At 35.9% G+C, this 24,752-nt stretch carries 19 protein-coding genes and 1 tRNA gene; 17 read left to right on the top strand and 3 right to left on the bottom strand.

The features are described 5' to 3' along the window. Positions 1–175: 175 nt before the first annotated feature. The 15 genes from nrdA (at position 176) to purU (ending at position 19,644) form a co-directional block, all read left to right on the top strand. Positions 176–2,446 carry a class 1a ribonucleoside-diphosphate reductase subunit alpha gene (gene nrdA, locus V6255_RS09630; protein ID WP_341627955.1) on the top strand — a complete coding sequence of 757 codons (2,271 nt, stop codon included), beginning with the start codon at positions 176–178 and terminating at the stop codon, positions 2,444–2,446. A 459-nt stretch (positions 2,447–2,905) separates the two neighbouring features. Beyond that, on the top strand, positions 2,906–5,059 hold the full coding sequence (locus tag V6255_RS09625) for an FAD-dependent oxidoreductase (RefSeq protein WP_341627954.1): 2,154 nt from the start codon (positions 2,906–2,908) through the stop codon (positions 5,057–5,059). Beyond that, positions 5,059–5,910: a DUF547 domain-containing protein gene (locus V6255_RS09620; protein WP_341627953.1), complete on the top strand. Its 852-nt coding sequence runs from the start codon at positions 5,059–5,061 to the stop codon at positions 5,908–5,910. The genes V6255_RS09625 and V6255_RS09620 overlap by 1 nt, the downstream gene beginning before the upstream one ends. Next, complete coding sequence (locus tag V6255_RS09615) at positions 5,897–7,168, top strand: ABC transporter substrate-binding protein (RefSeq protein WP_341627952.1); 1,272 nt, start codon at positions 5,897–5,899, stop codon at positions 7,166–7,168. The genes V6255_RS09620 and V6255_RS09615 overlap by 14 nt, the downstream gene beginning before the upstream one ends. Positions 7,169–7,171: 3 nt before the next feature. Further along, the gene (locus V6255_RS09610) at positions 7,172–8,878 is read left to right on the top strand and encodes an ABC transporter permease (RefSeq protein ID WP_341627951.1); all 1,707 of its coding nucleotides are present in this window, start codon (positions 7,172–7,174) and stop codon (positions 8,876–8,878) included. An 8-nt stretch (positions 8,879–8,886) separates the two neighbouring features. Beyond that, complete coding sequence (locus V6255_RS09605; protein WP_341627950.1) at positions 8,887–9,555, top strand: ATP-binding cassette domain-containing protein; 669 nt, start codon at positions 8,887–8,889, stop codon at positions 9,553–9,555. Positions 9,556–9,577: 22 nt separating this feature from the next. Further along, the gene (locus V6255_RS09600; protein WP_341627949.1) at positions 9,578–10,213 is read left to right on the top strand and encodes a CDP-alcohol phosphatidyltransferase family protein; all 636 of its coding nucleotides are present in this window, start codon (positions 9,578–9,580) and stop codon (positions 10,211–10,213) included. A 1-nt stretch (position 10,214) separates the two neighbouring features. Next, positions 10,215–11,021: a sterol desaturase family protein gene (locus V6255_RS09595; protein WP_341627948.1), complete on the top strand. Its 807-nt coding sequence runs from the start codon at positions 10,215–10,217 to the stop codon at positions 11,019–11,021. 113 nt (positions 11,022–11,134) lie between these two features. Continuing rightward, positions 11,135–12,280: a class Ia ribonucleoside-diphosphate reductase subunit beta gene (gene nrdB / locus V6255_RS09590; protein WP_160060959.1), complete on the top strand. Its 1,146-nt coding sequence runs from the start codon at positions 11,135–11,137 to the stop codon at positions 12,278–12,280. Positions 12,281–12,293: 13 nt separating this feature from the next. Further along, the gene (gene yfaE / locus V6255_RS09585) at positions 12,294–12,545 is read left to right on the top strand and encodes a class I ribonucleotide reductase maintenance protein YfaE (protein ID WP_341627947.1); all 252 of its coding nucleotides are present in this window, start codon (positions 12,294–12,296) and stop codon (positions 12,543–12,545) included. 202 nt (positions 12,546–12,747) lie between these two features. Continuing rightward, the gene (locus V6255_RS09580; RefSeq protein ID WP_341627946.1) at positions 12,748–14,367 is read left to right on the top strand and encodes a hypothetical protein; all 1,620 of its coding nucleotides are present in this window, start codon (positions 12,748–12,750) and stop codon (positions 14,365–14,367) included. A gap of 364 nt (positions 14,368–14,731) precedes the next feature. Then, positions 14,732–16,348: a cation:proton antiporter gene (locus tag V6255_RS09575; RefSeq protein WP_341627945.1), complete on the top strand. Its 1,617-nt coding sequence runs from the start codon at positions 14,732–14,734 to the stop codon at positions 16,346–16,348. 207 nt (positions 16,349–16,555) lie between these two features. Next, a complete protein-coding gene (gene asnB, locus V6255_RS09570; RefSeq protein WP_160060955.1) occupies positions 16,556–18,226 on the top strand; it encodes an asparagine synthase B in 1,671 nt (556 codons plus the stop codon). Positions 18,227–18,311: 85 nt separating this feature from the next. Beyond that, positions 18,312–18,776 carry a YchJ family protein gene (locus V6255_RS09565; RefSeq protein WP_341627944.1) on the top strand — a complete coding sequence of 155 codons (465 nt, stop codon included), beginning with the start codon at positions 18,312–18,314 and terminating at the stop codon, positions 18,774–18,776. Between the two features lie 28 nt (positions 18,777–18,804). Further along, entirely contained in the window at positions 18,805–19,644 is an 840-nt protein-coding gene (gene purU / locus V6255_RS09560) for a formyltetrahydrofolate deformylase (protein ID WP_341627943.1), read from the top strand. Positions 19,645–19,800: 156 nt separating this feature from the next. On the opposite strand, the gene V6255_RS09555 is transcribed toward purU, so the two are convergent. Together V6255_RS09555 and V6255_RS09550 are read right to left on the bottom strand one after the other, a co-directional pair. Further along, entirely contained in the window at positions 19,801–20,403 is a 603-nt protein-coding gene (locus V6255_RS09555; RefSeq protein WP_341627942.1) for a DUF3332 family protein, read from the bottom strand. Positions 20,404–20,597: 194 nt separating this feature from the next. Continuing rightward, the gene (locus tag V6255_RS09550; protein WP_341627941.1) at positions 20,598–21,146 is read right to left on the bottom strand and encodes a VC2046/SO_2500 family protein; all 549 of its coding nucleotides are present in this window, start codon (positions 21,144–21,146) and stop codon (positions 20,598–20,600) included. A 135-nt stretch (positions 21,147–21,281) separates the two neighbouring features. On the opposite strand from V6255_RS09550, the gene V6255_RS09545 reads away from it, so the two are divergent. Further along, positions 21,282–21,365, top strand: a tRNA-Tyr gene (locus V6255_RS09545). 374 nt (positions 21,366–21,739) lie between these two features. Further along, complete coding sequence (locus V6255_RS09540; RefSeq protein WP_341627940.1) at positions 21,740–23,374, top strand: response regulator; 1,635 nt, start codon at positions 21,740–21,742, stop codon at positions 23,372–23,374. Positions 23,375–23,540: 166 nt separating this feature from the next. Here the strand turns inward: V6255_RS09540 and hmpA are convergent, their stop codons facing one another. After that, positions 23,541–24,734, bottom strand: coding sequence for an NO-inducible flavohemoprotein (hmpA, locus tag V6255_RS09535; RefSeq protein ID WP_341627939.1), 1,194 nt, complete (start codon positions 24,732–24,734; stop codon positions 23,541–23,543). Positions 24,735–24,752 lie beyond the last annotated feature (18 nt).

Below are 24,752 nucleotides of genomic sequence, written 5' to 3'. Positions count from 1 at the left end.
ATCCACTAATTTAGTAAAAGTTATCCCTTGAAATTATTCTAAAATACGTTATCTTGTGTCTCTTCTTTGAAACCAACACTACATCTTGTGTTTTAATTAAACAATTCACACTAGTGTGAGTAACTGCTTGTATTTAATAAAATAGTTACTGGCGCTTTTTGATAAAGGCAAAATAATGAATAAAAACCTATCTGTTACTAAGCGAAATGGGAAAAAAGAACCTATAGATCTTGACAAAATCCACCGCGTCATTACATGGGCTGCGGAAGGTCTAAACAACGTTTCAGTTTCACAGGTAGAGTTAAACTCACACATTCAGTTTTATGATGGTATTCGAACTGACGATATTCATGAAACTATTATCAAGGCTGCTGCAGATTTAATCTCTGAAGAGTCGCCTGATTACCAATACCTAGCTGCACATTTAGCGGTATTCCACTTACGTAAACGCGCATATCAACGTTTTACACCACCAAGTGTGTTTGAACATGTTAGTAAGATGGTTACTAAAGGTAAATATGATGCACATTTACTAGAAGATTATACCAAGCAAGAATTTGAAGAGATGAATAAGTTCATCGATCACAAACGTGATTTAAACTTTTCATACGCAGCCGTTAAACAGTTAGAGGGTAAGTACCTTATCCAAAACCGTGTTACGGGTGAAATTTATGAAAGTGCACAGTTCTTATACCTTTTAGTGTCAGCTTGTTTATTTGCAGATTACGATAAAGACGTACGTTTAGATTATGTAAAACGTTTTTACGATGCGACCTCTCAATTTAAAATTTCATTACCAACACCAATTATGTCTGGCGTTCGTACTCCAACGCGTCAATTCAGTTCATGTGTTTTAATTGAAGCAGACGATAGCCTAGATTCAATCAATGCAACATCAAGTGCAATTGTTAAATACGTATCGCAACGTGCAGGTATCGGTATTAATGCAGGCCGTATTCGCGCAATGGGTAGTAACATTCGTGGTGGCGAAGCTTATCATACTGGGTGTATTCCGTTTTATAAACATTTCCAAACAGCGGTTAAATCTTGTTCTCAAGGTGGCGTTCGTGGTGGTGCAGCAACGGTCTTCTACCCTATCTGGCATTTAGAAGTTGAATCGCTATTAGTGTTGAAAAACAACCGAGGTATTGACTCTAACCGTGTTCGTCACCTTGATTATGGTGTGCAATTAGGTCGTTTATTCTATCAACGTTTAATCGACAAAAAAGACATCACGTTATTCAGCCCTTCTGATACGCCGGGAATGTATGATGCGTTCTTTGAAGATCAAGATGAATTCGAACGTTTATACCACCTTTACGAAGGTGATGAGTCAATCCGTCAAAGTTCGATTCCAGCAGTAAGATTATTTTCACTGTTAATGCAAGAACGTGCAAGTACTGGCCGTATTTACATTCAAAATGTTGACCACTGTAATACACACAGTCCATTTGACAGTAAAGTTGCACCGGTTCGCCAAAGTAACTTGTGTTTAGAAATTGCGTTACCCACTAAGCCACTTACACATATTAAAGATGAAGAAGGCGAGATCGCTTTATGTACTTTATCTGCTATCAACTTAGGTGCGATCGAGTCATTAGATGAGATTGAAGTATTGTCTGAGCTTGCTGTACGAGCATTAGATAACTTATTGGATTACCAAGATTACCCAATCATCGCAGCAGAAAAAAGCAGCATGAATCGCCGTACGCTAGGTATAGGTGTTATCAACTACGCTTATTACTTAGCTAAAAATGGCGTGAAATACTCAGATGGTAGTGCTAACAATTTAACGCATAAAACCTTTGAAGCGATTCAATTCTACTTATTGAAAGCATCAAATAAACTAGCAAAAGAGCGCGGTGCATGTCCTAAGTTTAATGAAACTAACTATGCTAAAGGTATTCTACCGTTAGATACGTACAAAAAATCATTAGATACTATTTGTGATGAAGAATACCATTTAGACTGGGAAACATTACGCGCAGATATCGTTAAAGATGGTTTACGTAATTCAACATTATCAGCATTGATGCCTTCTGAAACATCAAGTCAGATTTCAAATGCGACTAACGGTATTGAGCCACCACGTGGTTTCATCAGTATTAAAGCAAGTAAAGACGGTATTTTAAAACAAGTAGTACCTGAGTTTAATAAATACAAAAATAACTATGAGTTATTATGGAGTATTCCAAATAATAAAGGTTACTTGGAGCTTGTTGGTATTATGCAAAAGTTTGTCGACCAAGCTATCTCAGCAAATACGAACTACGACCCTAAACGTTTTGATGACGGTAAAGTACCAATGACAATCTTACTTAAAGATCTGTTAATGGCTTATAAAATGGGCTTAAAAACACTTTATTACCATAACACTCGTGACGGTGCAGATGATGAGAAAGTATTTGAAGATGACAGCTGTGCTGGCGGTGCTTGTAAAATATAACTTTCAGCCGTTAACAACATAATAAGTTAATAAAAGGGATGTGTTTAACACATCCCTTTTTTATGCCTTTCAAATATTCAAACTAAGTATTCCAAACTAAGTATTCCAAACTAAGTATTTTAAAGATTACACTCTAATAATTCCTCTTAAACATATAATTTATTTGTCCTTTTAGATTATTGAACTAAAATAAACCTACCACTTATTAATTACATATCGATAACTACTGACTTAGTACTACTAAAAATTAAATTGTAATTATTTGAATAATTAAGCAATTAAATTAAACCTAGTCGGGTCTTTATGTGGGAGCTATCGATTATGCAGAAAAAACACCCATAATCAAAAGCTAGATATTGACAAAAAAAGATAAACAATAATACTCGACCTTGGTGCTTTAGCAGTTGTTAAAACAAACTACAAATCGCCTCACCGCCATCATTTAAAGGCTAATAAATTATGTTAAAAAAAATCGTACTGCTGTTACTAGCAATCGTATTAATAGGATTGTTTTTCCACTTCAATCTACATCAACTTCTAACACTAGAAGGATTGAAAGGGTCAATGGACCAATTCACTGAATTGAGAGTGCATTCTCCTGTTCTTGTTATTGGTGGATTCTTCATTTTGTATGTATTGGTAACTGCACTCGCATTACCTGGTGCAGCTATTTTAACATTAGCAGCTGGTGCACTATTTGGTTTATTTGAAGGTTTTGTTATTGCTTCATTTGCTTCTAGCTTAGGGGCTTTATCATCATTCTTAGTGTCTCGTTACTTACTACGTGACTCACTTAAAAAGCGTTTCCCAGAGCGTTTAGCATCAATTGATGAAGGTATTAAAAAAGAAGGTGCTTTTTACCTATTTACGTTACGTCTAGTGCCTATCTTCCCATTCTTTTTAATTAACTTATTAATGGGTGTAACAGCGATTAAAGCATGGACTTTCTACTGGGTAAGCCAATTAGGTATGCTAGCGGGTACGTTCATTTTCGTAAATGCAGGTACACAGTTAGCTCAAATCGATAGTATCTCTAACATCCTATCTTTTAATTTAATTCTTTCTTTTGTTCTATTAGGTGTATTCCCACTCATTGCTAAAGGTATTGTTAATATGATTAAAAAACGTCGCGTTTACAGTAAATGGACTAAACCCGCTAAGTTTGACCGTAATATGGTTGTGATTGGCGCTGGTGCAGGTGGTTTGGTAACAAGTTACATCGCTGCTGCAGTAAAAGCGAAAGTAACGTTAATTGAAGCTGGTGAGATGGGTGGAGATTGTCTTAACTATGGTTGTGTACCAAGTAAAGCCATTATCAAAAGTGCTAAAATTGCAGAGCAAATTCGTAATGCACATCACTACGGTTTAGAAGATACAACACCACAATTCTCATTCAAAAAAGTAATGGAACGTGTTCATCAAGTGGTTGCAGATGTAGCACCTCATGATAGCGTTGAACGTTACACAGATTTAGGTGTTGAAGTAGAAAAAGGTTATGCAAAAATCCTTGACCCTTGGACAGTACAAATTAGTTATGAAGATGGAACGACTAAGAAACTAACAACACGTAGTATTGTTATCGCGACCGGTGCTCGTCCATTTGTTCCACCATTACCAGGTATCGAAGAAACAGGTTATGTAACCAGTGATACTTTATGGAATGAGTTTGCAAAATTAGAAGAAGCACCTAAGAAACTAGTTGTATTAGGTGGTGGTCCAATCGGTTCAGAATTAGCACAAAGCTTTGCACGTTTAGGCTCAAATGTAACGCAGATTGAAATGGCTGAACGCATCATGATCAAAGAAGATCTTGAAGTATCTGAATTTGCTACCGAATCGCTAAAAGAAAGTGGTGTTAACATCTTAACGTCACACCAAGCATTACGTTGTGAAATTAAAGATGGTAAAAAATTCATCATCGTTAAACATAACGAAGAAGAAATTGCGATTGAATATGATCAACTACTATGTGCAGTAGGACGTAGTGCTCGATTAACAGGTTACGGCTTAGAAGAGCTAGGTATTGAAACTAACCGTACCATTGTAACCAATGAATACTTAGAAACGCTTTACCCGAACATTTTTGCCGCGGGTGACATTGTAGGTCCATACCAATTTACGCACGTTGCAGCACATCAAGGGTGGTACGCAGCAGTAAATGGTTTATTCGGAAACTTGAAAAAATTCAAAGTAGATTACCGTGTTATTCCATGGACGACCTTTATTGACCCAGAAGTCGCTCGTGTAGGTATCAATGAAGACGAAGCAAAACAAAAAGGCATTGATTATGAAATCACTCGCTTTGACTTTGAAGAGCTTGACCGTGCAATTACAGACAGTGCAACAAAAGGTTTCATCAAAGTAATTACACCTAAGGGTAAAGATAAAATTCTAGGGGTAACCATTGTTTCTGAACATGCTGGTGACTTAATTGCAGAATTTGTATTAGCAATGAAACATGGTTTAGGGCTTAATAAAATCCTTGGTACTATCCACAGCTACCCTACTTGGGCTGAAGGTAATAAATATGCAGCTGGTGAATGGAAACGTAATCATGCACCACAAACAGTATTAAACTGGTTAGAAAAATATCATACTTGGAGACGTGGATAATGAACTCAATAATATTAAAATCAACCAATAAAGTGAGTGCATTAGTGCGCTTCACTTTAGGAGCCGCTTTGTTAACTGGCTCATTAATGAGTAATGTATATGCAGAAACGGATCAAAAAAACTTACATGCTGATTGGACCGAATTACTTGAGCAAAATATATCGCCAATTAATAAAGGACACAGCACAGCCGTTGATTATGCAGCGTTCAAAAATCAAGAGAGCGCACTACAAGCTTACCTTGATAAATTAGGTGAAGTATCACGTGCGGATTTTGATACTTGGTCAAAAGAAAAACAGTTAGCTTTTTTAATTAATGCTTATAACGCTTGGACTGTTGAGTTTATTTTAACTAAATACCCTGACCTAGAGTCGATTAAAGATCTAGGAAGTTTATTTAGCTCTCCGTGGGATAAAGAATTTATTCCACTATTGGGTAAAACAGTGAGTTTAAATGATATCGAACACGGTCTTATTCGTGGTAGCAAACGTTACAATGACCCTCGTATTCATTTTGCAGTTAACTGTGCAAGTATTGGTTGCCCTGCACTTCGCGAAGAAGCTTACACAGGAAGCAAACTTGAGCAACAGTTAGAACAACAAACTGAGCGCTTTTTAACAGATTCAAGCCGTAACTACATCAAAGGCAACTCAATCTACTTATCGTCTATTTTTAAGTGGTATAGTGAAGACTTTGAAGCAGGATTTCGCGGTACTAAGTCAATACAAAGTTTTATAGGACTGTATGCTGATGCATTGAAATTAGATGAAAAGCAACTGACTACATTACAGAAACAAGACTTTAGTGTTAAATTTTTAGATTACAATTGGAAGCTTAATGCGAGTAAGTAATTATTACCGTAAGATTCTTGTTAGCCTTTGTCTGCTAAGCGTTTTTTCGCTTAGCAGCAACTCATTTGCCGATGAGGCAAATAGTACGGCTGAATCAACTTCTCGAGTTTGGAAAAACGTTGAAATGCGTGGCACTAAACAAGATGTATATTTTCATGCTTGGGGAGGCGATCAACAAATTAATAATTATATTCAATGGGCTGCTAAGCAGGTTAAAGAAAAATATAAAATTAATTTACACCATGTAAAACTCACCGACACAAGTGAAGCCGTCAGCAGAGTGTTAGCAGAAAAAGCCGCTGACAATCATCGTAACGGGCAAGTTGATCTTGTTTGGATCAATGGAGCAAACTTTGCTTCAATGGCAAAATACCAATTATTAGCCGCAGACTGGGCTGGTGAACTACCTAATTTTCAATTAACAAACCCAACCAACAACCCCGCTATGACTCGTGACTTCGGCGTTCCAACACAAGGGATGGAAGCACCATGGGGACAAGCTGCGCTCACCTTTTATTTCGATAGTTTAAAAGTAAACGATGTACCAGAGACTTTATCTGATTTATTGATTTGGAGTGAAAAGCATCCTGGCCACTTTACTTATCCTAAGCCGCCCGACTTTTTAGGCATGAGCTTTTTAAAATATGCATTATTAGTATTAAGCGAATCACAACCGAAAAGCATTCAAGATAAACTTTATCAACCAGTGACAGCAGAAAGTGAAGCTGAATTATTGCCTGCTCTATGGCAATTTCTAGATCAATTGCACCCAACTTTATGGCGACAAGGTAAACACTTTGTATCCAATGGATTAGCATTACGACGTTTAATGAGTGACACCGAATTACAAGTTTCTTTCACTTTTTCAGCTGCTGAAATCCCCTCTGCTATTTCTCGTTATGATTTGCCTGACAGCACTCGAAGCTACAGAATGAAAGACGGTAGCTTAAGTAATATTCACTTTGTTGCCATTCCTTATAATTCACCTCATATTGAGGGCGCAAAGTTAGTTGCTAACTTCTTATTAAGTCCAGAAGCACAAGCGAGAAAACAAAAAACAGTTATATGGGGCGACAGTAGCGTGCTCGATTTATCGCAATTAACACCGACACAAAAAGCACTTTTTGACGTCAATGAACAACAACATTTAAGTGCGAATATCATCAATATAGATAACACCCGTTTGTTAAGTGAGTTACACCCTAGCTGGGTTAAAGTCATAACTGAACAATGGCTTACTCGTTATGGAGTTCAATAAACAATGATTGTTGCTAATACCCTGTTTACGCGCTTAGTTCGTAATAGTCCGTACCTTTTAATCGCTTTATTAGTGGTCCCCGTTTTAGGCGGTTTATTAGGGGTATTATTACCTGCTTTTGGATGGTTCCCTGCTCTAGGCGCCAATGAGTTCGGTTTATTTGGATTTGTCCAACTGTTTAATACTCCTGGTATTGAACGCATGGTATTACTCAGTTTTGGTACCAGTTTAGTTAGTACTCTACTCGCTTTTGTTATTACTGTGTTGATACTAGCCAGCTACTTTAACAGCCCTTGGTTAAAACGTATTCAACGTTTACTAGGGCCTATATTAGTGATTCCCCATGCCGCAGCTGCGATTGCTATTGGTTTTTTAATCACACCTTCTGGTTTTTTATCACGACTTATCTCACCTTGGTTAACTGGTTGGGATATTCCACCTGATTGGTTATTTCCACATGACCCTTATGGATTGAGCATCATATTAGGCTTAACGCTCAAAGAACTCCCTTTTCTACTTTTAATCGCATTGGGCGTGCTAGCTCAACCTGAAATTGGTAAAACATTAAAAGCGCAACATAAAGTGGCATCGAGCTTAGGTTACTGCCCAATGACTGGCTTTTTTAAGGTCATTTTACCGAGTCTTTACGGTTATATGCGTTTACCTATTTTAGCGGTACTTGCTTATTCAAGTGCGAGTGTAGAAATTCCTTTGATTTTAGGGTCGAACACTCCCCCTACTTTAGCCGTTGCTATTATGCAGTGGTTCAATGATGTTGATTTAAGTTTACGCATCAAAGCCTCATCGGGCGCCATTTTACAAATACTAATCACTCTATCGTTATTAGGCAGTTGGTGTTTATTAGAGTTATTAGTTAAAAAATGCAGTACCTCATTCTTAGTGAATGGAGAAAGAGAATACGGCGGTATGTTGATTCAACGTATGACTCACTTAATAACCACGGTGATGCTAAGTGTTATCTGTTTAGCGCTTGTTGCTATGGTGTTATGGTCTTTTGCTGGCTTCTGGTCTTTCCCTGATTTATTGCCTCAGCAACTTGTCACTTTGCATTGGTCATCTGCTTTACTACAAATGCAAACCCCACTGTTTAATACCCTTGTTATTGCTATTAGCACCACGTTAATTGCCATTGCATTAACCTTATTTGTACTAGAAGCTGAACAGCAAAATACTAAAACCATTTCAGCTATTAGCGGTTTCATTATTTACTTACCTCTATTGATACCAAGTATTGCCTTCTTATTTGGACTGGTCTGGTTATTTGAGCAGGTCAATAGTCAACATGCTTACATTAACGTGGTTTTTTCACATTTGTTATTTGTTTTACCTTATGTGTTTTTATCGTTAGCAAATAGTTACCGCCGCTTAGACCCTCGCTTTAGCACTGTTGCAGCAAGCCTTGGTGTTCAACCCTCTAAAATATTTTGGCAGTTGAAATTGCCACTACTATTATCGCCAATTTTAATTGCCAGTGCGTTAGGCTTAGCGATTAGTTTTAGTCAGTATTTACCAACGTTATTATCAGGCGCAGGCCGAATCAATACCATCACGACGGAAGCCGTTACACTTGCCAATGGCGCAAGCAGAAGAACAAGCGCTGTCTACGCGTTAATGCAAATGTTATTACCAGCATTATTTTTTATATTAGCTTGGGCGGCACCAAAGTTGTTCTTTCGGAACCGAGGTTAGGAAATAAAATGAAATCACAATCAATGTCATCATTAAAGATCGATAATTTACAATTAAGCCAACAAGGCAAGCTTTTACTTTCCCTTAACGAAGAAGTGAAAGGTGGCGAAGTCTTAACTATCATGGGGCCATCAGGTAGTGGTAAATCGACCCTATTAAACTGGTTGGTTGGTATGTTGCCAAGCGATTTTTATGCAAATGGCGAACTCTACTTAAACCAACAAATTATTACCAATACAGCAAGCCATCTTCGTAATATCGGTTTGTTATATCAAGATCCTTTATTATTTCCACATTTAACGGTTGAAGGTAATATTGCTTTTGCTATGCCTAAAGGTGATAAGAAAACACGTAAAGATGAAATTAGCGAAGCATTAAACCAAGTAGGCCTTGCTGGTATGGAAAAGCGCTGCCCACAAAATTTATCTGGTGGTCAACAAGCGCGAGTCGCTTTGTTACGCGTGTTATTAAGTAAACCAAAAGCTATTTTATTAGACGAACCTTTTAGTAAATTAGACAGTCAATTGCGCCAAGAAACACGCCAGTTAGTTTTTGAACAAATACAAAGATATAGCCTACCTGCAGTGATGGTGACGCATGATGAAAGTGATGCGATTGCGGCGCAAGGAAAAGTAATTACATTAGATGCTCTCTCTTTAAATCAAGCGGCTTCATAACACTGAACAATAGGAAAAAGACATGCTAGATAAATTTGTCACTCCCTACATTAAACCGATTTTAACGCCGGTAGTGGAATTGTTAGATAAACGTGGCATACATCCAGACCAAGTCACTTTAGTAGGGTTTGTTATTGGCTTATTAGCAGTACCGTTATTAGCGGCACAACTTTGGGGTGCAGCATTAATAATGATAATACTAAACCGTGTTTTAGATGGTTTAGATGGTGCATTAGCTCGTCATCAAAAAAGCAGTAGTAGCGCAGGCGGTTATTTAGATATTTGTGTCGACTTTCTATTTTATGCAGCAATCCCCGTCGGTTTTGCTTTAGCGAACCCTGCCGTTAATGCTTTACCTGCTGTTATATTGTTATGTGTTTTTATTGGTACTGGTTCGACTTTTCTAGCCTTTGCCATTCCCGCAGAAAAACTCAATTTAGCAAGACCACAGTTTGCGAATAAAAGCTTTTATTTTTTAAATGGATTAACTGAAGGCACTGAAACTATCGCCTTTTTTGTTGCCTTTTGTTTATGGCCAGCCTACTTCCCTGAGTTAGCTTATAGCTTTGCTTTTTTAGGTGCGATCACTGTTTTTACTCGTCTTCATGGCGGCTACCAAACATTAAAGTCACATAATAGTAAACCAGAAGAAAAATAGCATGGATGACGCATTGGTAAGATTAAGTATTTTTTTTACTATATTGATAGTCATGTTTGGATTAGAACAACTTTTTCCTGCGCGGCCATTACGAAAAGATACACAAGCCCCCACTCAAAAAACACGCTTAATAGGTAACTTTGGCTTAATTTTTCTTTCTGGGTTAAGTGCTAGATTAGTCTTACCACTTGGCCTAACAGGTTTTGCTCTTTACGTGGCAGAGCTACAATTAGGATTATTTAATGTCATCGATTTACCTTATTGGTTAACCATTACATTAAGTTTGTTGTTATTGGATATGCTCATTTATTGGCAGCATCGTTTATTCCATAAAATACCCTTATTATGGCAATTACATAAAGTACATCATGCTGATACTCACGTAGATGCCAGTACTGGTTTGCGCTTTCATCCATTAGAGATAGTCGCAAGTATTTTCATCAAAGCCATCGCAGTCATATTATTAGGCGTTCCTGCTTTTGCCGTTATTTTATTTGAAGTGTTATTGAATGGATTTGCATTGTTTAACCATGCCAATATTCGCTTACCCAAAAAAGTAGAAGCGGTAACTCGCTTAATTTTGATGACCCAGATATTACACCGCATTCACCACAGTCAGTTATTTAAAGAAAGTAATTCAAATTATGGGTTCAGTGTTATTTGGTGGGACCGATTATTTGGGAGTTATTCAGCTGAAGCAACTAAACCAGATTTAGAAATAGATATTGGTATTAAAGAATTTCCAGAAGCAAAAGATAATGCAAATTTGTTAGGCTTACTGTTCATGCCCTTTAAACGTAAAAAATAAGTTAAGCCAGTATTTTTTGTTATAAAAAATAAAGACAAAATTAAACTAAAGCAGTGATTAGGTCGTAGTAAGTTGTTAGTATACGCAACATTATAACTTTGACGGAGAGTCACATGGCTTACACAACTTTCTCTACCCTTTCCAATGACGCTATGAAAGAACCTATGTTCTTCGGTAATCCTGTTAACGTGGCTCGTTACGATCAACAAAAATTCGAAGTATTTGAAAAATTAATCGAAAAACAGTTAAGTTTCTTCTGGCGCCCAGAAGAAATTGATGTGAGTCGTGATCGCATCGATTTCTTAAATTTGCCAGATCATGAGCAACACATTTTTATTTCTAATCTAAAATATCAAACATTATTAGATTCGATTCAAGGACGTAGTCCAAATGTTGCACTACTCCCTATTGTTTCATTACCAGAATTAGAAACATGGATTGAAACATGGGCATTCTCTGAGACTATCCATAGTCGTAGTTACACGCATATTTTACGTAACTTATTCACAGACCCGAATGAAGTGTTTGAAGATATCGTTAATAATGACGAAATTCAAAAACGTGCTGTGGATATTTCTTATTATTACGATGAACTAATCCATGCAGTGCAATTCATGCAGCTACACGGATTTGAGCAAACTGATATTAAATACGTTAATATTCAAGGTAAAACTGAAGCTTTAACATTGCGTGATATTAAAAAGAAACTCTACCTTTGTATTTGTTCAACTAATGCACTAGAGGCAATACGCTTTTATGTTTCATTTGCTTGTTCCTTTGCCTTTGCTGAGCGCGACTTGTTAGAAGGTAATGCTAAGATCATCAAGTTAATTGCACGTGATGAAGCCTTACATTTGAACTCAACGCAACAAATGCTAAATATCTGGGCTGATGGTAAAGATGATCCTGAAATGGCAGAAATTGCATTAGAATGCTTTGCTGAAGGTAAGGCTATTTTCTTAAAAGCGGCTGAGCAAGAAAAAGAATGGGCTCAATACCTATTTAAAGATGGTTCAATGATTGGCTTAAATGAAGAAATTCTATGCCAGTATGTTGAGTACATTGCGAATCAACGTATGCAAGCAATTGGTTACGAAGCCCCTTTTAAAGTTAAAAGCAATCCAATTCCATGGATTAACCATTGGTTAGTAAGTGACAACGTACAAGTAGCGCCTCAAGAAGCGGAAATCAGCTCTTATTTAGTCGGTCAAATTAATAGTACTGTCGATAGTGAAGACCTAAGTACATTTGAACTATAAGCGTACGAACATAATGTCATCTAAACTAATTTACAATGAACAACAATATACATTAGATGCAAATAAGACACTGCTTGAGAATTTAGAATCTCAATCAGTGTCTGTTGAGTTTCATTGTAGAGACGGTCATTGCGGTGCCTGCCGTTCAATTCTTGTTTCTGGTGATGTGACTTACAGTAACTTTCCGATGGCTTATTTAAAAGAGGGTGAAATTTTACTTTGTTGCAGTAGAAGCGAAAAAAACATCACGATTAAAACAATATAACCATAGATTTAAATATAACTATCAATTTACCTATCATATTATTAACATCAAAATTTTATAACTCTGATTTCAAATAATATAAGTATACTTTCTTTATAAAAGCGATTTATATATCAATATAAGTAATATAAACCTGCTTTAATCGTAATCTAATGGCATAATCAATAATATCACTTTTTTGTCATACGGATTTAGTATTTGCATGAAGCAAAGATTTTGTAATTTATTTCTTTTATTTACAATTACAATCCTTTTTTCAGGAGAGTTAATTGCACAAGCTAAGTTTTCTGAGGGCTACGAAGCCGCTCATTCTGGTAACTATAAAAAAGCCGTAAAGATCTGGATCCCTCTAGCAGAAAAAGGTGACGCTTCTGCACAATATACCGTTGGTTGGATGTACGAAAGTGGACAAGGCGTTAAGAAAGATTTAAAAAAAGCTATCCATTGGTATTTAAAATCTGCGCAACAAGAATACAAAGCAGCACAATATGTTCTAGCGACCTTGTACGAGAAAGGCACCGGTATTGAACAAGATAGCAGTAAGGCACTAAGTTATTACCTTCTCGCAGCTGAGCAAGGCGATGCAACATCTCAATATCAAGTTGGTAACTACTACCAGTACGGTATTGGTACTAAAAAAAATAATAAACAAAGTATTGTCTGGTATCAAAAAGCTGCTGAACAAGGCCATGTAAACGCACAAATAGATCTTGGCTATTTATATCAATCAGGCGAAACACTCGAAATAGATTATAAAAAAGCACTTGATTGGTACCAATCAGCAGCACACCAGGATAATCCGGTTGCTCAATACCAATTAGCCTATATGCATGAAAATGGATTAGGTACACAGCAAGACTACGCAAAAGCGATTCAATTATATAAACAATCCGCTAACAATAATTACTCTCAAGCAGCGTACAAATTAGGCCAAATTTATGAAGCAGGTAACGTAGATGGCGTTGATTATAAAAAAGCCATCACTTGGTACCGTCTTGCTGCTTTGAAAGGGAATACCGATGCACAATTTCAACTAGGTCAATTATCAGAAATGGGCAGAGGCACACCAAAAAGTATTCAACGAGCTATTGACTGGTACACTCAAGCATCTCGTCGCGATCATGCAGAAGCTTATTACCGACTCGCTAAAATTTATGAAAATGGTACAACACAATACACCCGTAATATTCACCCTAACTTACAAAAAGCCTTTAAAAATTATCAATATGCCTCTTCGCTAAATTACCCTTTAGCGCATGCCAAATTAGCGTACTTTTATGAAAATGGTATTTTTACTAAGGTAGATAAAGAAGCCGCTATTTTGTTATATCAAAAATCATCACAAAAATGGGCAAAAAAACGGTTATTTAAATTGGTGACACACGCTCGATGTTTAAAAACAGCGACCACACTTTTATTTTCTGAAAAACTCAGTTGTGCAAACCGAACTTTGTTGAGAGAAAAAATCAAGTTACAACAAATCAAGGTTATTTCAGAGGATGACAAATCACTTACAGATACGTATTTCACAGCAGCAATCACCAAAGGCTCTAGTGAATTAACCATTCGATACACTGAAGATAACGAGTTTTCACAAGCAACTTATACTTTTGTTGGTCGAAATAACCCTTCGCTTATTATCACGGTCAAAAACAAGTTAATAGAAACTTATGGCCAACCAAGTTACTCACAGGGAAACGAATTGCAAGGCGAAGCTAGTTTTCAGTGGAGATTAAAAGATAATATTATCTTACGTGTTTTCCGTCTTTGGCCTGATACAACAACCTTTGTCGAGTACTCACAGGCAGAGTTTTTCCAATAAATAAATGGCATTTTTTCTGCAAAGAAAAAGAGAGATAAGCTTCATTTATTAACGAACGTGATTAACCAATTAATATTATTGATCATTAAGTTAATATAGTGATTGTCCTAATTACCTCTATCCCATAAAATCACCTCTTTATAATTTCCTCATATTTACATGCTTGTCTTCTTAGATTCATTAGCCTTATCAATTGCATTTAAATAAGACACATTAATTTAAAAATAAATACAGCCAAGCATAAAGATTAAAACCTCGTTCTTGGAAATGCTAGAATACGAAGGATTAAAAAGCACCCAGATATTAATGGCCAACATAAAAACCATTAAACTCAATCACATTAATTATTTAAATAAGTGAATTCATGGACAGCACAATATTACTTTTTATAGGCGTTGCTTTTACATTTGGCATGCTAATTAATTTAACAGGCCTCCCTCCTATGGTTGGTTTTTTATTGGCTGGTTTTACACTTAATTTTATTGGTTTTGAATCGTCAGATAACCTCGTCACTTTAGCTAATTTAGGGGTAACTTTATTACTCTTTTCAATTGGTCTAAAGTTAGATATTCGCACGCTGTTTAAGTCTGAAGTATGGGGTGGAGCGAGTATTCACCTTATCGCGAGTCTTATTTTTTATACCGCTATTTTATTTGTAATAAAGCAGCTTGGCGTATCACTTTTTGCAGGATTAGATGTTTTTGGTATCGTACTTATCTCTTTTGCATTAAGCTTTTCCAGCACGGTATTTGCGGTCAAGATATTAGAAGAAAAAAGCGAAGCAAACTCCCTTTATGGCCGCATTGCGATCGGAATACTGATCATGCAAGATATTTTCGCTGTGTTATTTTTAACCATTTCTGTTGGTAAAATACCGTCTATCTGGGCCATTGGTTTAGTTGCCCTCCCACTCGTTAGACCACTGTTATATAAATTGTTAGACAAAGCGGGCCATGGTGAATTATTAGTTTTATACGGTTTCTTTTTAGCATTAGTGGTTGGCGCCGGTTTATTTGAAAGTGTTGGTATGAAAGCCGACCTAGGCGCTTTAATCGCCGGCATGTTGTTAGCAGGTCACCCAAGTGCAAAAGAGATGGCGCGTTCATTATTTAATTTAAAAGAATTATTTCTAGTTTGCTTCTTTTTAAATATAGGGTTTGGTGGTTTACCTAATATCGACCATTTAATGATTGCGACTGTCTTGTCAGTATTACTTTTTGGTAAAATAGCGCTTTATTTTCTAACGCTCAGTAAATTTAAATTACGTTCACGTACGTCTTTATTTGCTGCATTTAGTTTAGCCAACTACAGCGAGTTCGGATTAATTGTTGCATCTCTCGCTACTCATAAAGGTTGGTTATCAAGAGATTGGTTAATTATTACGGCTATTGCAGTATCATTAAGCTTTATTATCGCCGCTCTATTAAATAAATATGCCGATGCTATTTATGATCATTACCGCATTGCATTAAAGCGTCATCAAGCAACACGACTACATTTAGATGACCGACCAGTACGTGTTGGTGATGCACAAATATTAGTAATGGGAATGGGACGAATTGGTGTTGGTGCTTATGATGCGTTAAAAACAACCTATGGCGAAAAAGTAATGGGCATTGATTATAACCATCTCACTACATTACAACACAGAGAAGCAGGAAGACGAGTTATCACTGGTGATGCGCTCGACTCTGATTTTTGGACTAAATTACAGCTCACTAATAATATTAAACTTATTCTATTGGCGATGCCAGATCATAACGGTAATCGTTACGCGGCTGAACAATTAAATAATATTCAAAACTGTAGCTTTAAAGTGGCAGCACTTGCACACTATAAAACCGATGAACAAGAATTAAATGCCTTAGGCGTTAATTTAGTATTTAATATGTATGAAGAAGCAGGTGCAGGTTTTGCTCGTCATGTATGGACAGATTTCCAAGCTATTTTAGGAAAAAGTCCACAGAAACGAGACTTATAAAGAGAAATATCAAGGTAGCAGTGATTTTTGTTAATAATTTGTACTGATTTCGTGTGACTTTTGATGTTTATTCTGCAAAAATCATATCTCTCAATATGTTGATCTAATTTGATCACGAAGCACATCAGTTAATAAACTTGTGCTTAAAAGTAATTCAAGAAGTAACGGATAACTTTACTATCCGTTTACAATAAAAAAGGTAACCTTATGTGTTCTATTTTTGGTGTGCTCGACATTAAAAGCGATCCTATCGCATTGCGCCAACAAGCAATTGAAATGTCAAAACTGCTTCGTCATCGCGGCCCAGATTGGTCTGGCGTTTATTCTTCTGATAAAGCGATCCTTGTTCATGAACGTCTTTCTATCGTTGACGTGAATACAGGTGCACAGCCTTTATACAATCAAAATAATACACACATACTTGCTGTAAATGGTGAAATCTATAATCACAAAGAATTAGCGAAAGAGCTAACTTGTGGTTACCAGTTTAAAACTAAATCTGACTGTGAAATCATCCTTGGTTTATACGAAGAGAAAGGTAATACATTTTTAGATGACCTAAACGGTATCTTTGCATTCTGTCTATATGACGAAGAAAAAGACAAATACTTAATTGGTCGTGACCACATGGGTATTATTCCTCTTTATCAAGGTTGGGATGAATTTGGTAACTATTATGTAGCTTCAGAAATGAAAGCATTAACCCCTATTTGTTCAAAAGTATCTGAATTTCCACCAGGGCATTACCTAGATAGTGAAATTGGCGAATTAACTAAATATTACACCCGTGATTGGATGGAATATGATGCAGTTAAAGACAACGGTGGCAGTGCTGCTGAAATTGGCGAAGCATTAGAAGCAGCGGTAAAACGCCAACTAATGTGTGATGTACCTTACGGTGTATTATTATCAGGTGGTTTAGATTCATCTGTTATTTCTGCAATCACTCAAAAGTTTGCTAAGCAACGTATCGAAGATAACGATGAAACAGGCGCTTGGTGGCCACAACTACATTCATTCTCTGTTGGCCTTGAAGGTTCACCAGACTTAGCAGCTGCACAAAAAGTAGCTGATGAATTAGGTACCGTTCACCACCCTATTATCTTTACTGTACAAAACGGTATTGATGCACTTAAAGAAGTTATCTATCACTTAGAAACTTACGATGTAACGACTATTCGTGCCTCTACCCCAATGTACTTAATGGCACGTAAGATTAAAGCGATGGGTATCAAAATGGTACTATCAGGTGAAGGTGCTGATGAAATATTCGGTGGCTACCTATACTTCCATAAAGCGCCAAATGCTAAAGAGTTCCATGAAGAGTTAAACCGTAAACTAAGCAAACTACATATGTTTGACTGTTTACGTGCTAACAAATCAATGGCAGCTTGGGGTATCGAAGCACGTGTACCATTCTTAGACAAAGAGTTCTTAGACGTAGCAATGCGTACTAACCCTGAACTTAAAATGATCAAAGATGGCAAAATTGAGAAAAACATCTTACGCGAAGCATTTGATGGTCAATTGTTACCAGAAGTTTTATGGCGTCAAAAAGAACAATTCTCTGATGGTGTTGGTTACAACTGGATTGATACGCTAAAAGCGCATATTGAAACACAAGTAACCGATCTACAACTTGAGAGTGCGGAATTCAAATTCCCAATCAATACACCGGATACAAAAGAAGCTTACTTCTACCGTAGTATTTTTGAAGGCCACTTCCCACTTGATAGTGCAGCAGAATGTGTACCACATGGTAAATCTGTTGCTTGTTCAACAGTTGAAGCATTAGCATGGGACGCAAGTTTCCAAAACAATGCTGACCCATCGGGTCGTGCTGCTGGCATTCATAACGATGCTTACGCGCAAAAATAAGTATCATTATTAACTGATATTATAAAGCGCTCTCTGAGCGCTTTTTTTATGCCCTTTTTTTATAGATTTTGATGGAAGAAAGAAAATGAATACAAACCAGTGTTTATGTAAAAGTGGTCAAACATACCAACAATGTTGTCAGCCTTTTCATCAATTACAACAAAAACCAGACACTTGCGAACAATTAATGCGTTCTCGATTCAGTGCTTTTTGTCTGCAATTAGGTGAATACTTATTTTCTACTTATCACCCCAACTTTCGTGACAATTTAACTATTGAGCAACTCTCAGAGAAATCATTAGATTGGAAAAACTTAGAGATTGTTCATTCTAATGATGGATTAGATAAAGGTACTGTGGAATTCAAAGCCTGGTATTTATTTGAAGATCAACTTCATTGCCATCATGAGCTTTCTAACTTTGTGAAAGAACATGATCAATGGCTTTATTGCGATGGGACTTTTTATCCTGGTCAAAAATCAGGTAAGATACAGCGCAATGATACTTGCCCCTGCGGCAGTGGAAAGAAATATAAAAAATGCTGTGCTTAACAGTAGAATCGAATCAATAGAGAAAATAATGGAAAAGAAAACACTATTAACAAATTGCCCTGATGCAAAAGGGTTAATTGCACAAATTACTAATATCTGTCAAAAACACCAATTAAACATCGTTAAAAATAATGAATTTGTTGATCATCAATACAATCGATTTTTCATGCGTACAGAAATTGAAGGTATTTTTAATGATCACACTTTATTGGCCGATTTAGATTTAAATTTACCAACAGGTTCTTCACGCTCTCTTATTAATTCAACGACACGTAAACGTATTGTAATTTTAGTCACTAAAGAAGCACACTGTCTTGGTGATATCTTAATGAAGAGCACTTATGGCGGCATTGATGTAGAAATTGCAGCAGTTATCGGTAATTACGATACATTAGAAGACTTAGTCACTAAATTTAATATACCTTATCACACAGTAAGCCATGAAGGTTTAACACGTGAAGAGCATGAAGATAAAGTATTAGAAGCCATTGCGCCTTACACACCAGATTACGTTATTTTAGCTAAATACATGCGTATTTTAACGCCAAAATTCGTTGAGGCTTATTCAAATAGATTAATTAATATCCATCATTCATTTTTACCTGCTTTTATCGGTGCAAAACCTTATCAGCAAGCCTTTGACCGAGGCGTAAAAATCATTGGTGCAACCGCCCACTTTGTTAATAATGATTTAGATGAAGGCCCTATTATTACACAAGATGTCGCTCATATTGACCACGCTTATAGTGCTGAAGAATTAGCAAAAGCAGGCAGAGATGTTGAAAAATCAGTATTAAGTCGTGCTTTACAACAAGTGCTAGACGACAAAGTATTTGTTTACGCTAACCGTACAGTTGTTTTTAAATAGTTTTGAAATAACTGTTAAATAACCTTTGAATCACCTTTAAAAGCTATTTTTAAACCAACACAAAAAAGCCTTAACTACCTATTTGATAGTTAAGGCTTTTTATTATCTGTTTCTTTATAAGATAAGTAGTTCTTAATTAGTCTCGTCGCTGTTCGACTAAGATTTTGTTTTCTGTTCAGGTGTCATATAAGCTTGTAAATCATCAATTGAAGCCGTTGTGACATGCTCACCATTTAATGAGAAATTAACAAGCTCACCTACTTTCTCGCCACGTAATACCGCTTTTTCGCCGTTTGTATAAACAATATCGTAATCGATCGTATTTTCATTAACAGGATTAACTTCCACAGAATAAACAGATTTTTCAGTATTTGATACTTTGCTTTCAGATTTATTAGATAACGGCTTTAAAGGTGCTTTTCTTAATGAAGGGTCTAAGTCATCATTGATTTGATATTGCGTTTTCACTTCAGAATCAAAAATATGTGGACTACCGTTTAAAGGATTTTTCCCAGTCCAAAACTCAAGAGAGTTAAAAACAACAACATCAACAGCAAGTGTTAATGCATAAACAGGAAATAATAATATATTAACGCCACCACGTGCATATCGGTTATCTACCACTTCTAAGTTAAATTGCATCACTTTGTCTGTCACAGCGTTACTACCGACACAAGCCGATAAAGCACTCGTTAATGAAGCGACTGCAGCAACCATCGCGACTTTTTTAACCACTACTTTAGACATTTTATTTATCATAAACTCTTTCCTACCTTGATATATTGAAACAAAAACAACCTTACAACAACTAACTTCTTAAATCTGATGGTCTGACAGCTTGTTACAAATGAAGTTCAAAGTCCACCTTAGCGGCCTCAAAAAATACATTATATGAAATTGAGAAATGAGAAAAAGAGCAATAAATAAGAGGGTAAAAAATTAAGAAATATACATTACTTATAATGAACTTGTAGAGGTCGATTCATTAAATCCATATTTTTATATTCATCTAATAAACTTACATCTACCCCTACTGGCTTTTTATTATCACGTTCTTCAGTCAATGAATTTGATTGATAAGCCGCGTTCATGCGTTGCTTCTTGAGTAATGGTAAATTATCTAACAATTCTTCTGGGAACTTAGCACCTTGTTGCTTTGATAATAATGCTTCATTGGTTATTAATTGTTTAAAGCGAATATCGGTTAATTTTTTTTGCTGTAAATCATCATTCAACTCAGCTAACAGTTTTTCTGATGGCCCTTCATTCACTAAAGGTTGTTTTTCTGGCAATTCAAAATAAGTACGTAAGTTATCTTCTTTTACAACTAAATCAATTTCTGACTTTATTTCAAATTGTGCAAAATCTCGAGCATCATCGGACAAGAAACTTAATAACAAATTAAATTTTTCACGAGTGCCACTATGAACAGCAGTATTTAGCTGTTGCCCTAGTTGCCATTCGTTAATAATTATCTGTTGATCAAGTTGCTCAATATTCATACTAAAAGAGACTTCCCACGCTTATTGTTTAATAAAGTATTATCTTTATCGGCAACAACCTGATTTTATTTAATGTTTTTTCAATTTTAATCTTCACAAGCGATCATTTTCTGATATTATGCACATCGAAATAACGGAGGGGTTCCCGAGTGGCCAAAGGGAACAGATTGTAAATCTGTCGCGAAAGCTTCGGTGGTTCGAATCCACCTCCCTCCACCATTTCATTTTCAATTAGCTTGAGGCCATCAAGTTTCAAATACCTTCTTTAGTACAACAATTAATACTTCAATTTATTGTTTACACTACAAAGATAACAGACATAATTAAAAATTTCTTTTTTGTGAATTTTAAAAAAAATTTAATCAAAAAGTACTCTACAATCTTATAAAATATTTTTCAGAACTTACTTTTTATTATTAAATCATTATTTTATGCACTCCTTTCCAAAAGATGATCTCTTAAATAAACTTAATGGTAGTAAGAGTCATACTTTTTTTTGATGGTTTATAAGAATCGAATCATTTAATCTATAAAATTAATTTGTTTAACTTAATTTGTTTAACTTAATTTGTTTAACTTGGTCGGTACCTACTATGTTTCATTATCATGATAAAAAAATATTAATCGTAGATGATCAAAAAGCATTTCATGTAATGCTTAAAGCCATGTTGACCAATCAAGGCGCAAAAAACATCACGTTTGCCGATACAATAGACCAAGCAGTAAAAATAACTAAAGTGGTTAAATTCGATATCTACCTGTTAGATTACAATCTAGGATCAGGTAAAAATGGTGTGCAGTTATTAGATTACTTAAAGAAAAATAATCAGATACCAGACCATGCGCTGTGCTTTATTATTACAGGCGATAGCAATAAAAGAATGGTATTAACGGCAATCGAGAAATCACCCGATGATTACTTGATGAAACCTTTCTCTCCAGTACAATTAAGCACCCGGTTAACGGCAGCAACACATCGTAAAGTGATGTTACATGCCATTTACAAAGCCATTTCAGATAAGAATTACGAATTGGCTATCTCACTTTGCAAACAAAAAATTGACCAAGCACCTGAATATAGAAATCTATGTAAAAATTTACTTGCTGAAATTTATATTCAAATAGAAAATTTCCAAAGCGCTGATCAAATATTAAAACCCTTAATTGAATTAAGACCATTAGTACGCCCTTGTATTAGCTTAGGAAGATCCTATTTTCTCCAGAAGGAATACAAAAAATCAATTGAGGTATTAACGCGTTTGATTAAAGACGCTCCATTGCAAATGGAAGCTTACCGATGGTTAGCCCGCTCATATAAAAGTGATGGGCAATTAAATAATGCTCTAAATATATTAACTCAAGCGGCAAATACTACACATCATAGTATTGAGCGTCATCAAGAAGTAGCTTTATTAGCAAATGAAATGGAAGAGTATGCAGTCATGCTCAATAGCTACTATTCTATTTTACATTTAAGTCGCAGTTCTTTTTATCCAGATCCTTGTCACCTTGCTAACTACTTACGCAGTATTATTAATTTAGCCAAACAAGAAAAAGATATAGGAGAGCGAAAACATATATTAAAAAAAGTGTCTTCAGCACTTTACCAAAGTCGTTTCGAAGAAGGAAAAAACAAAGACTTTAATTTTAATGGATTTGATGAAATATATCAGGCTAATGTGCATTTAGCGCTCAATGAACCACTTAAAGCTAAACGTCGTATCTTCAATACATTAAAGAACACACATCAAGCTGTTATAGATTTTGATACCACTTTTTTAATAGAAAGCTCATTATCATTATTAGATATCGGTGAGTTTGATGAGGCTGAACCACTTTTAGAAGAACTTGAACAACGACATATAATTGACCCGACAACAGCCATAAATATTAAAAAACACACGGGAGATCTATTAACACAACGTATTGAAAACTTTAAGGGTTACAATAAAGCTGGCATTGAGTTTTTTACCGCGAAACGATACCAAGAAGCATTAGATAGTTTTGAAAGAGCATTAATATTAGAACCGCTGAATTCCGGTGCTATCTTAAATCGAGCTCAAGTATTTATTCATATGCTACAAGAAAAACCTGCTAATAAAGATGAGTTAATAACACAATTTCAGAGCAGTATTGCCTTATTAAATAACACTCATTTACCAGAAATGCATGCTGAACGATTAAATGCGTTACGTCATGAACTCAAAAAGATTAAAGGGGTCGCGTAACTTTTCGCACCACTTTTATATCCAATTAAATTCAGTCACTTGAGGCTACTTTTAAAGCATACCTTCAAACGAGTCACTTTGTTAAAGAATCCATGTTAAACACAAAAGCGTGCATACAGAATTAATTAATAAGTGACTTTGATATTAAAATATCCCTCAAAGAGACTTAAGCTAATGTTTTAGAAGGACCGAATACTTCATAAAATATTTGGTCATCATTAACCTGCAGCGCTTTCAATTGCTTATATACCGCTTTCATCATTGCTAATGGACCACAGATATAAAACTCAGCTTCTGTTAATGGCAGATCGGCTTTAATAGCATCAATATTGATAATACCTTGGTGGATTTTATCTTCTTGAGATGACGCCTCTTTATCTTGATAAAAAATATGAGCCTGTACTTTTCCAGCATCCGCTAATTCAGCTAATTTATTTTTAAATGCGTGATGTAATTCATCCAATGTACCGTGTACAAAATGTGTTTCTCGAGATGGAGTCTGAGTTGTTAATGTTTCTAACATGGCTTGCATTGGCGTGATACCTACACCACCACTAATCAATACCACTGGGCGTTGTGTTTCCTGTAATACGAACTCACCATAAGGGTTAGAAACTTGTACTGTACCGCCTTGCTCAAGCTTCTCATGTAAATAGTTAGAAATTAAACCATCACCCTGTTCATTCTGTTCTTTTTTAACTGAAATACGATAGCCGCTTTGATCAAACGCACTAGATAAGCTGTATTGACGAATTTGATGATTCGGTGCGCCTTCAGGATGTAAATGTAATGCAATATATTGCCCTGCTTGATAGGCAGAAACTTTACCTTGGTCGCTAGGCTGTAAATAGAATGATGTGATTAATGGCGTTTCTTGATGTTTTTTTACCACAGTAAATTCACGTGTTTCTGACCATCCACCCTCTTTTTCTGCACTCTCTTGGTATAGTTGTTTTTCTCTTTCAATGAATACATTAGCCAATACACCATAACCACTTGCCCAAGCTGAAATAACGTCATCACCTGGATTTAATATTTCTTTAATCGACTCCAACAATGCCGCGCCGACTAATGGATAGTGCTCTGGTTTAATACCTAAGCTTGCATGCTTTTGCGCGATACGTTCAACGTCGCCTAAAATAACAGATAAATTATCAACGTATTTAGAAAAAGCATAAACCGCCATTGCTAACGCTTGCTTTTGATTACCGCTTTTTTGGTTTGTCATATTAAAAATATTTTTTAGTTCAGGATTTTTCTCTAATAATATTTGGTAAAAACGCCCAGTAATCTGCTCTCCGTATTCAGCTAACGCAGGTGCACTTGATTTTATAATTTTTATTTCATTGTCAGTTAACATAGTTCGCCCTTTTAAGTT

This window comes from Psychromonas arctica, assembly GCF_038155225.1.
Classification (GTDB): Bacteria; Pseudomonadota; Gammaproteobacteria; order Enterobacterales; family Psychromonadaceae; genus Psychromonas; species Psychromonas arctica_B.
Note: the sequence above shows the minus strand (reverse complement) of the source record. Positions and strands in the feature narration are given on the sequence as shown.

Excerpts from the sequence above, each read along its gene's own strand:
- V6255_RS09540 (WP_341627940.1), top strand. The coding sequence starts at position 21,740 with ATGTTTCATTATCATGATAAAAAAATATTAATCGTAGATGATCAAAAA.
- purU (WP_341627943.1), top strand. The coding sequence starts at position 18,805 with ATGGAAAAGAAAACACTATTAACAAATTGCCCTGATGCAAAAGGGTTA.
- V6255_RS09550 (WP_341627941.1), bottom strand. The coding sequence starts at position 21,146 with ATGAATATTGAGCAACTTGATCAACAGATAATTATTAACGAATGGCAA.
- nrdA (WP_341627955.1), top strand. The coding sequence starts at position 176 with ATGAATAAAAACCTATCTGTTACTAAGCGAAATGGGAAAAAAGAACCT.
- V6255_RS09580 (WP_341627946.1), top strand. The coding sequence starts at position 12,748 with ATGAAGCAAAGATTTTGTAATTTATTTCTTTTATTTACAATTACAATC.
- hmpA (WP_341627939.1), bottom strand. The coding sequence starts at position 24,734 with ATGTTAACTGACAATGAAATAAAAATTATAAAATCAAGTGCACCTGCG.
- V6255_RS09575 (WP_341627945.1), top strand. The coding sequence starts at position 14,732 with ATGGACAGCACAATATTACTTTTTATAGGCGTTGCTTTTACATTTGGC.
- V6255_RS09605 (WP_341627950.1), top strand. The coding sequence starts at position 8,887 with ATGAAATCACAATCAATGTCATCATTAAAGATCGATAATTTACAATTA.
- V6255_RS09610 (WP_341627951.1), top strand. The coding sequence starts at position 7,172 with ATGATTGTTGCTAATACCCTGTTTACGCGCTTAGTTCGTAATAGTCCG.
- V6255_RS09620 (WP_341627953.1), top strand. The coding sequence starts at position 5,059 with ATGAACTCAATAATATTAAAATCAACCAATAAAGTGAGTGCATTAGTG.
- yfaE (WP_341627947.1), top strand. The coding sequence starts at position 12,294 with ATGTCATCTAAACTAATTTACAATGAACAACAATATACATTAGATGCA.
- V6255_RS09600 (WP_341627949.1), top strand. The coding sequence starts at position 9,578 with ATGCTAGATAAATTTGTCACTCCCTACATTAAACCGATTTTAACGCCG.
- asnB (WP_160060955.1), top strand. The coding sequence starts at position 16,556 with ATGTGTTCTATTTTTGGTGTGCTCGACATTAAAAGCGATCCTATCGCA.
- V6255_RS09555 (WP_341627942.1), bottom strand. The coding sequence starts at position 20,403 with ATGATAAATAAAATGTCTAAAGTAGTGGTTAAAAAAGTCGCGATGGTT.
- V6255_RS09565 (WP_341627944.1), top strand. The coding sequence starts at position 18,312 with ATGAATACAAACCAGTGTTTATGTAAAAGTGGTCAAACATACCAACAA.
- V6255_RS09615 (WP_341627952.1), top strand. The coding sequence starts at position 5,897 with ATGCGAGTAAGTAATTATTACCGTAAGATTCTTGTTAGCCTTTGTCTG.
- V6255_RS09625 (WP_341627954.1), top strand. The coding sequence starts at position 2,906 with ATGTTAAAAAAAATCGTACTGCTGTTACTAGCAATCGTATTAATAGGA.
- V6255_RS09595 (WP_341627948.1), top strand. The coding sequence starts at position 10,215 with ATGGATGACGCATTGGTAAGATTAAGTATTTTTTTTACTATATTGATA.
- nrdB (WP_160060959.1), top strand. The coding sequence starts at position 11,135 with ATGGCTTACACAACTTTCTCTACCCTTTCCAATGACGCTATGAAAGAA.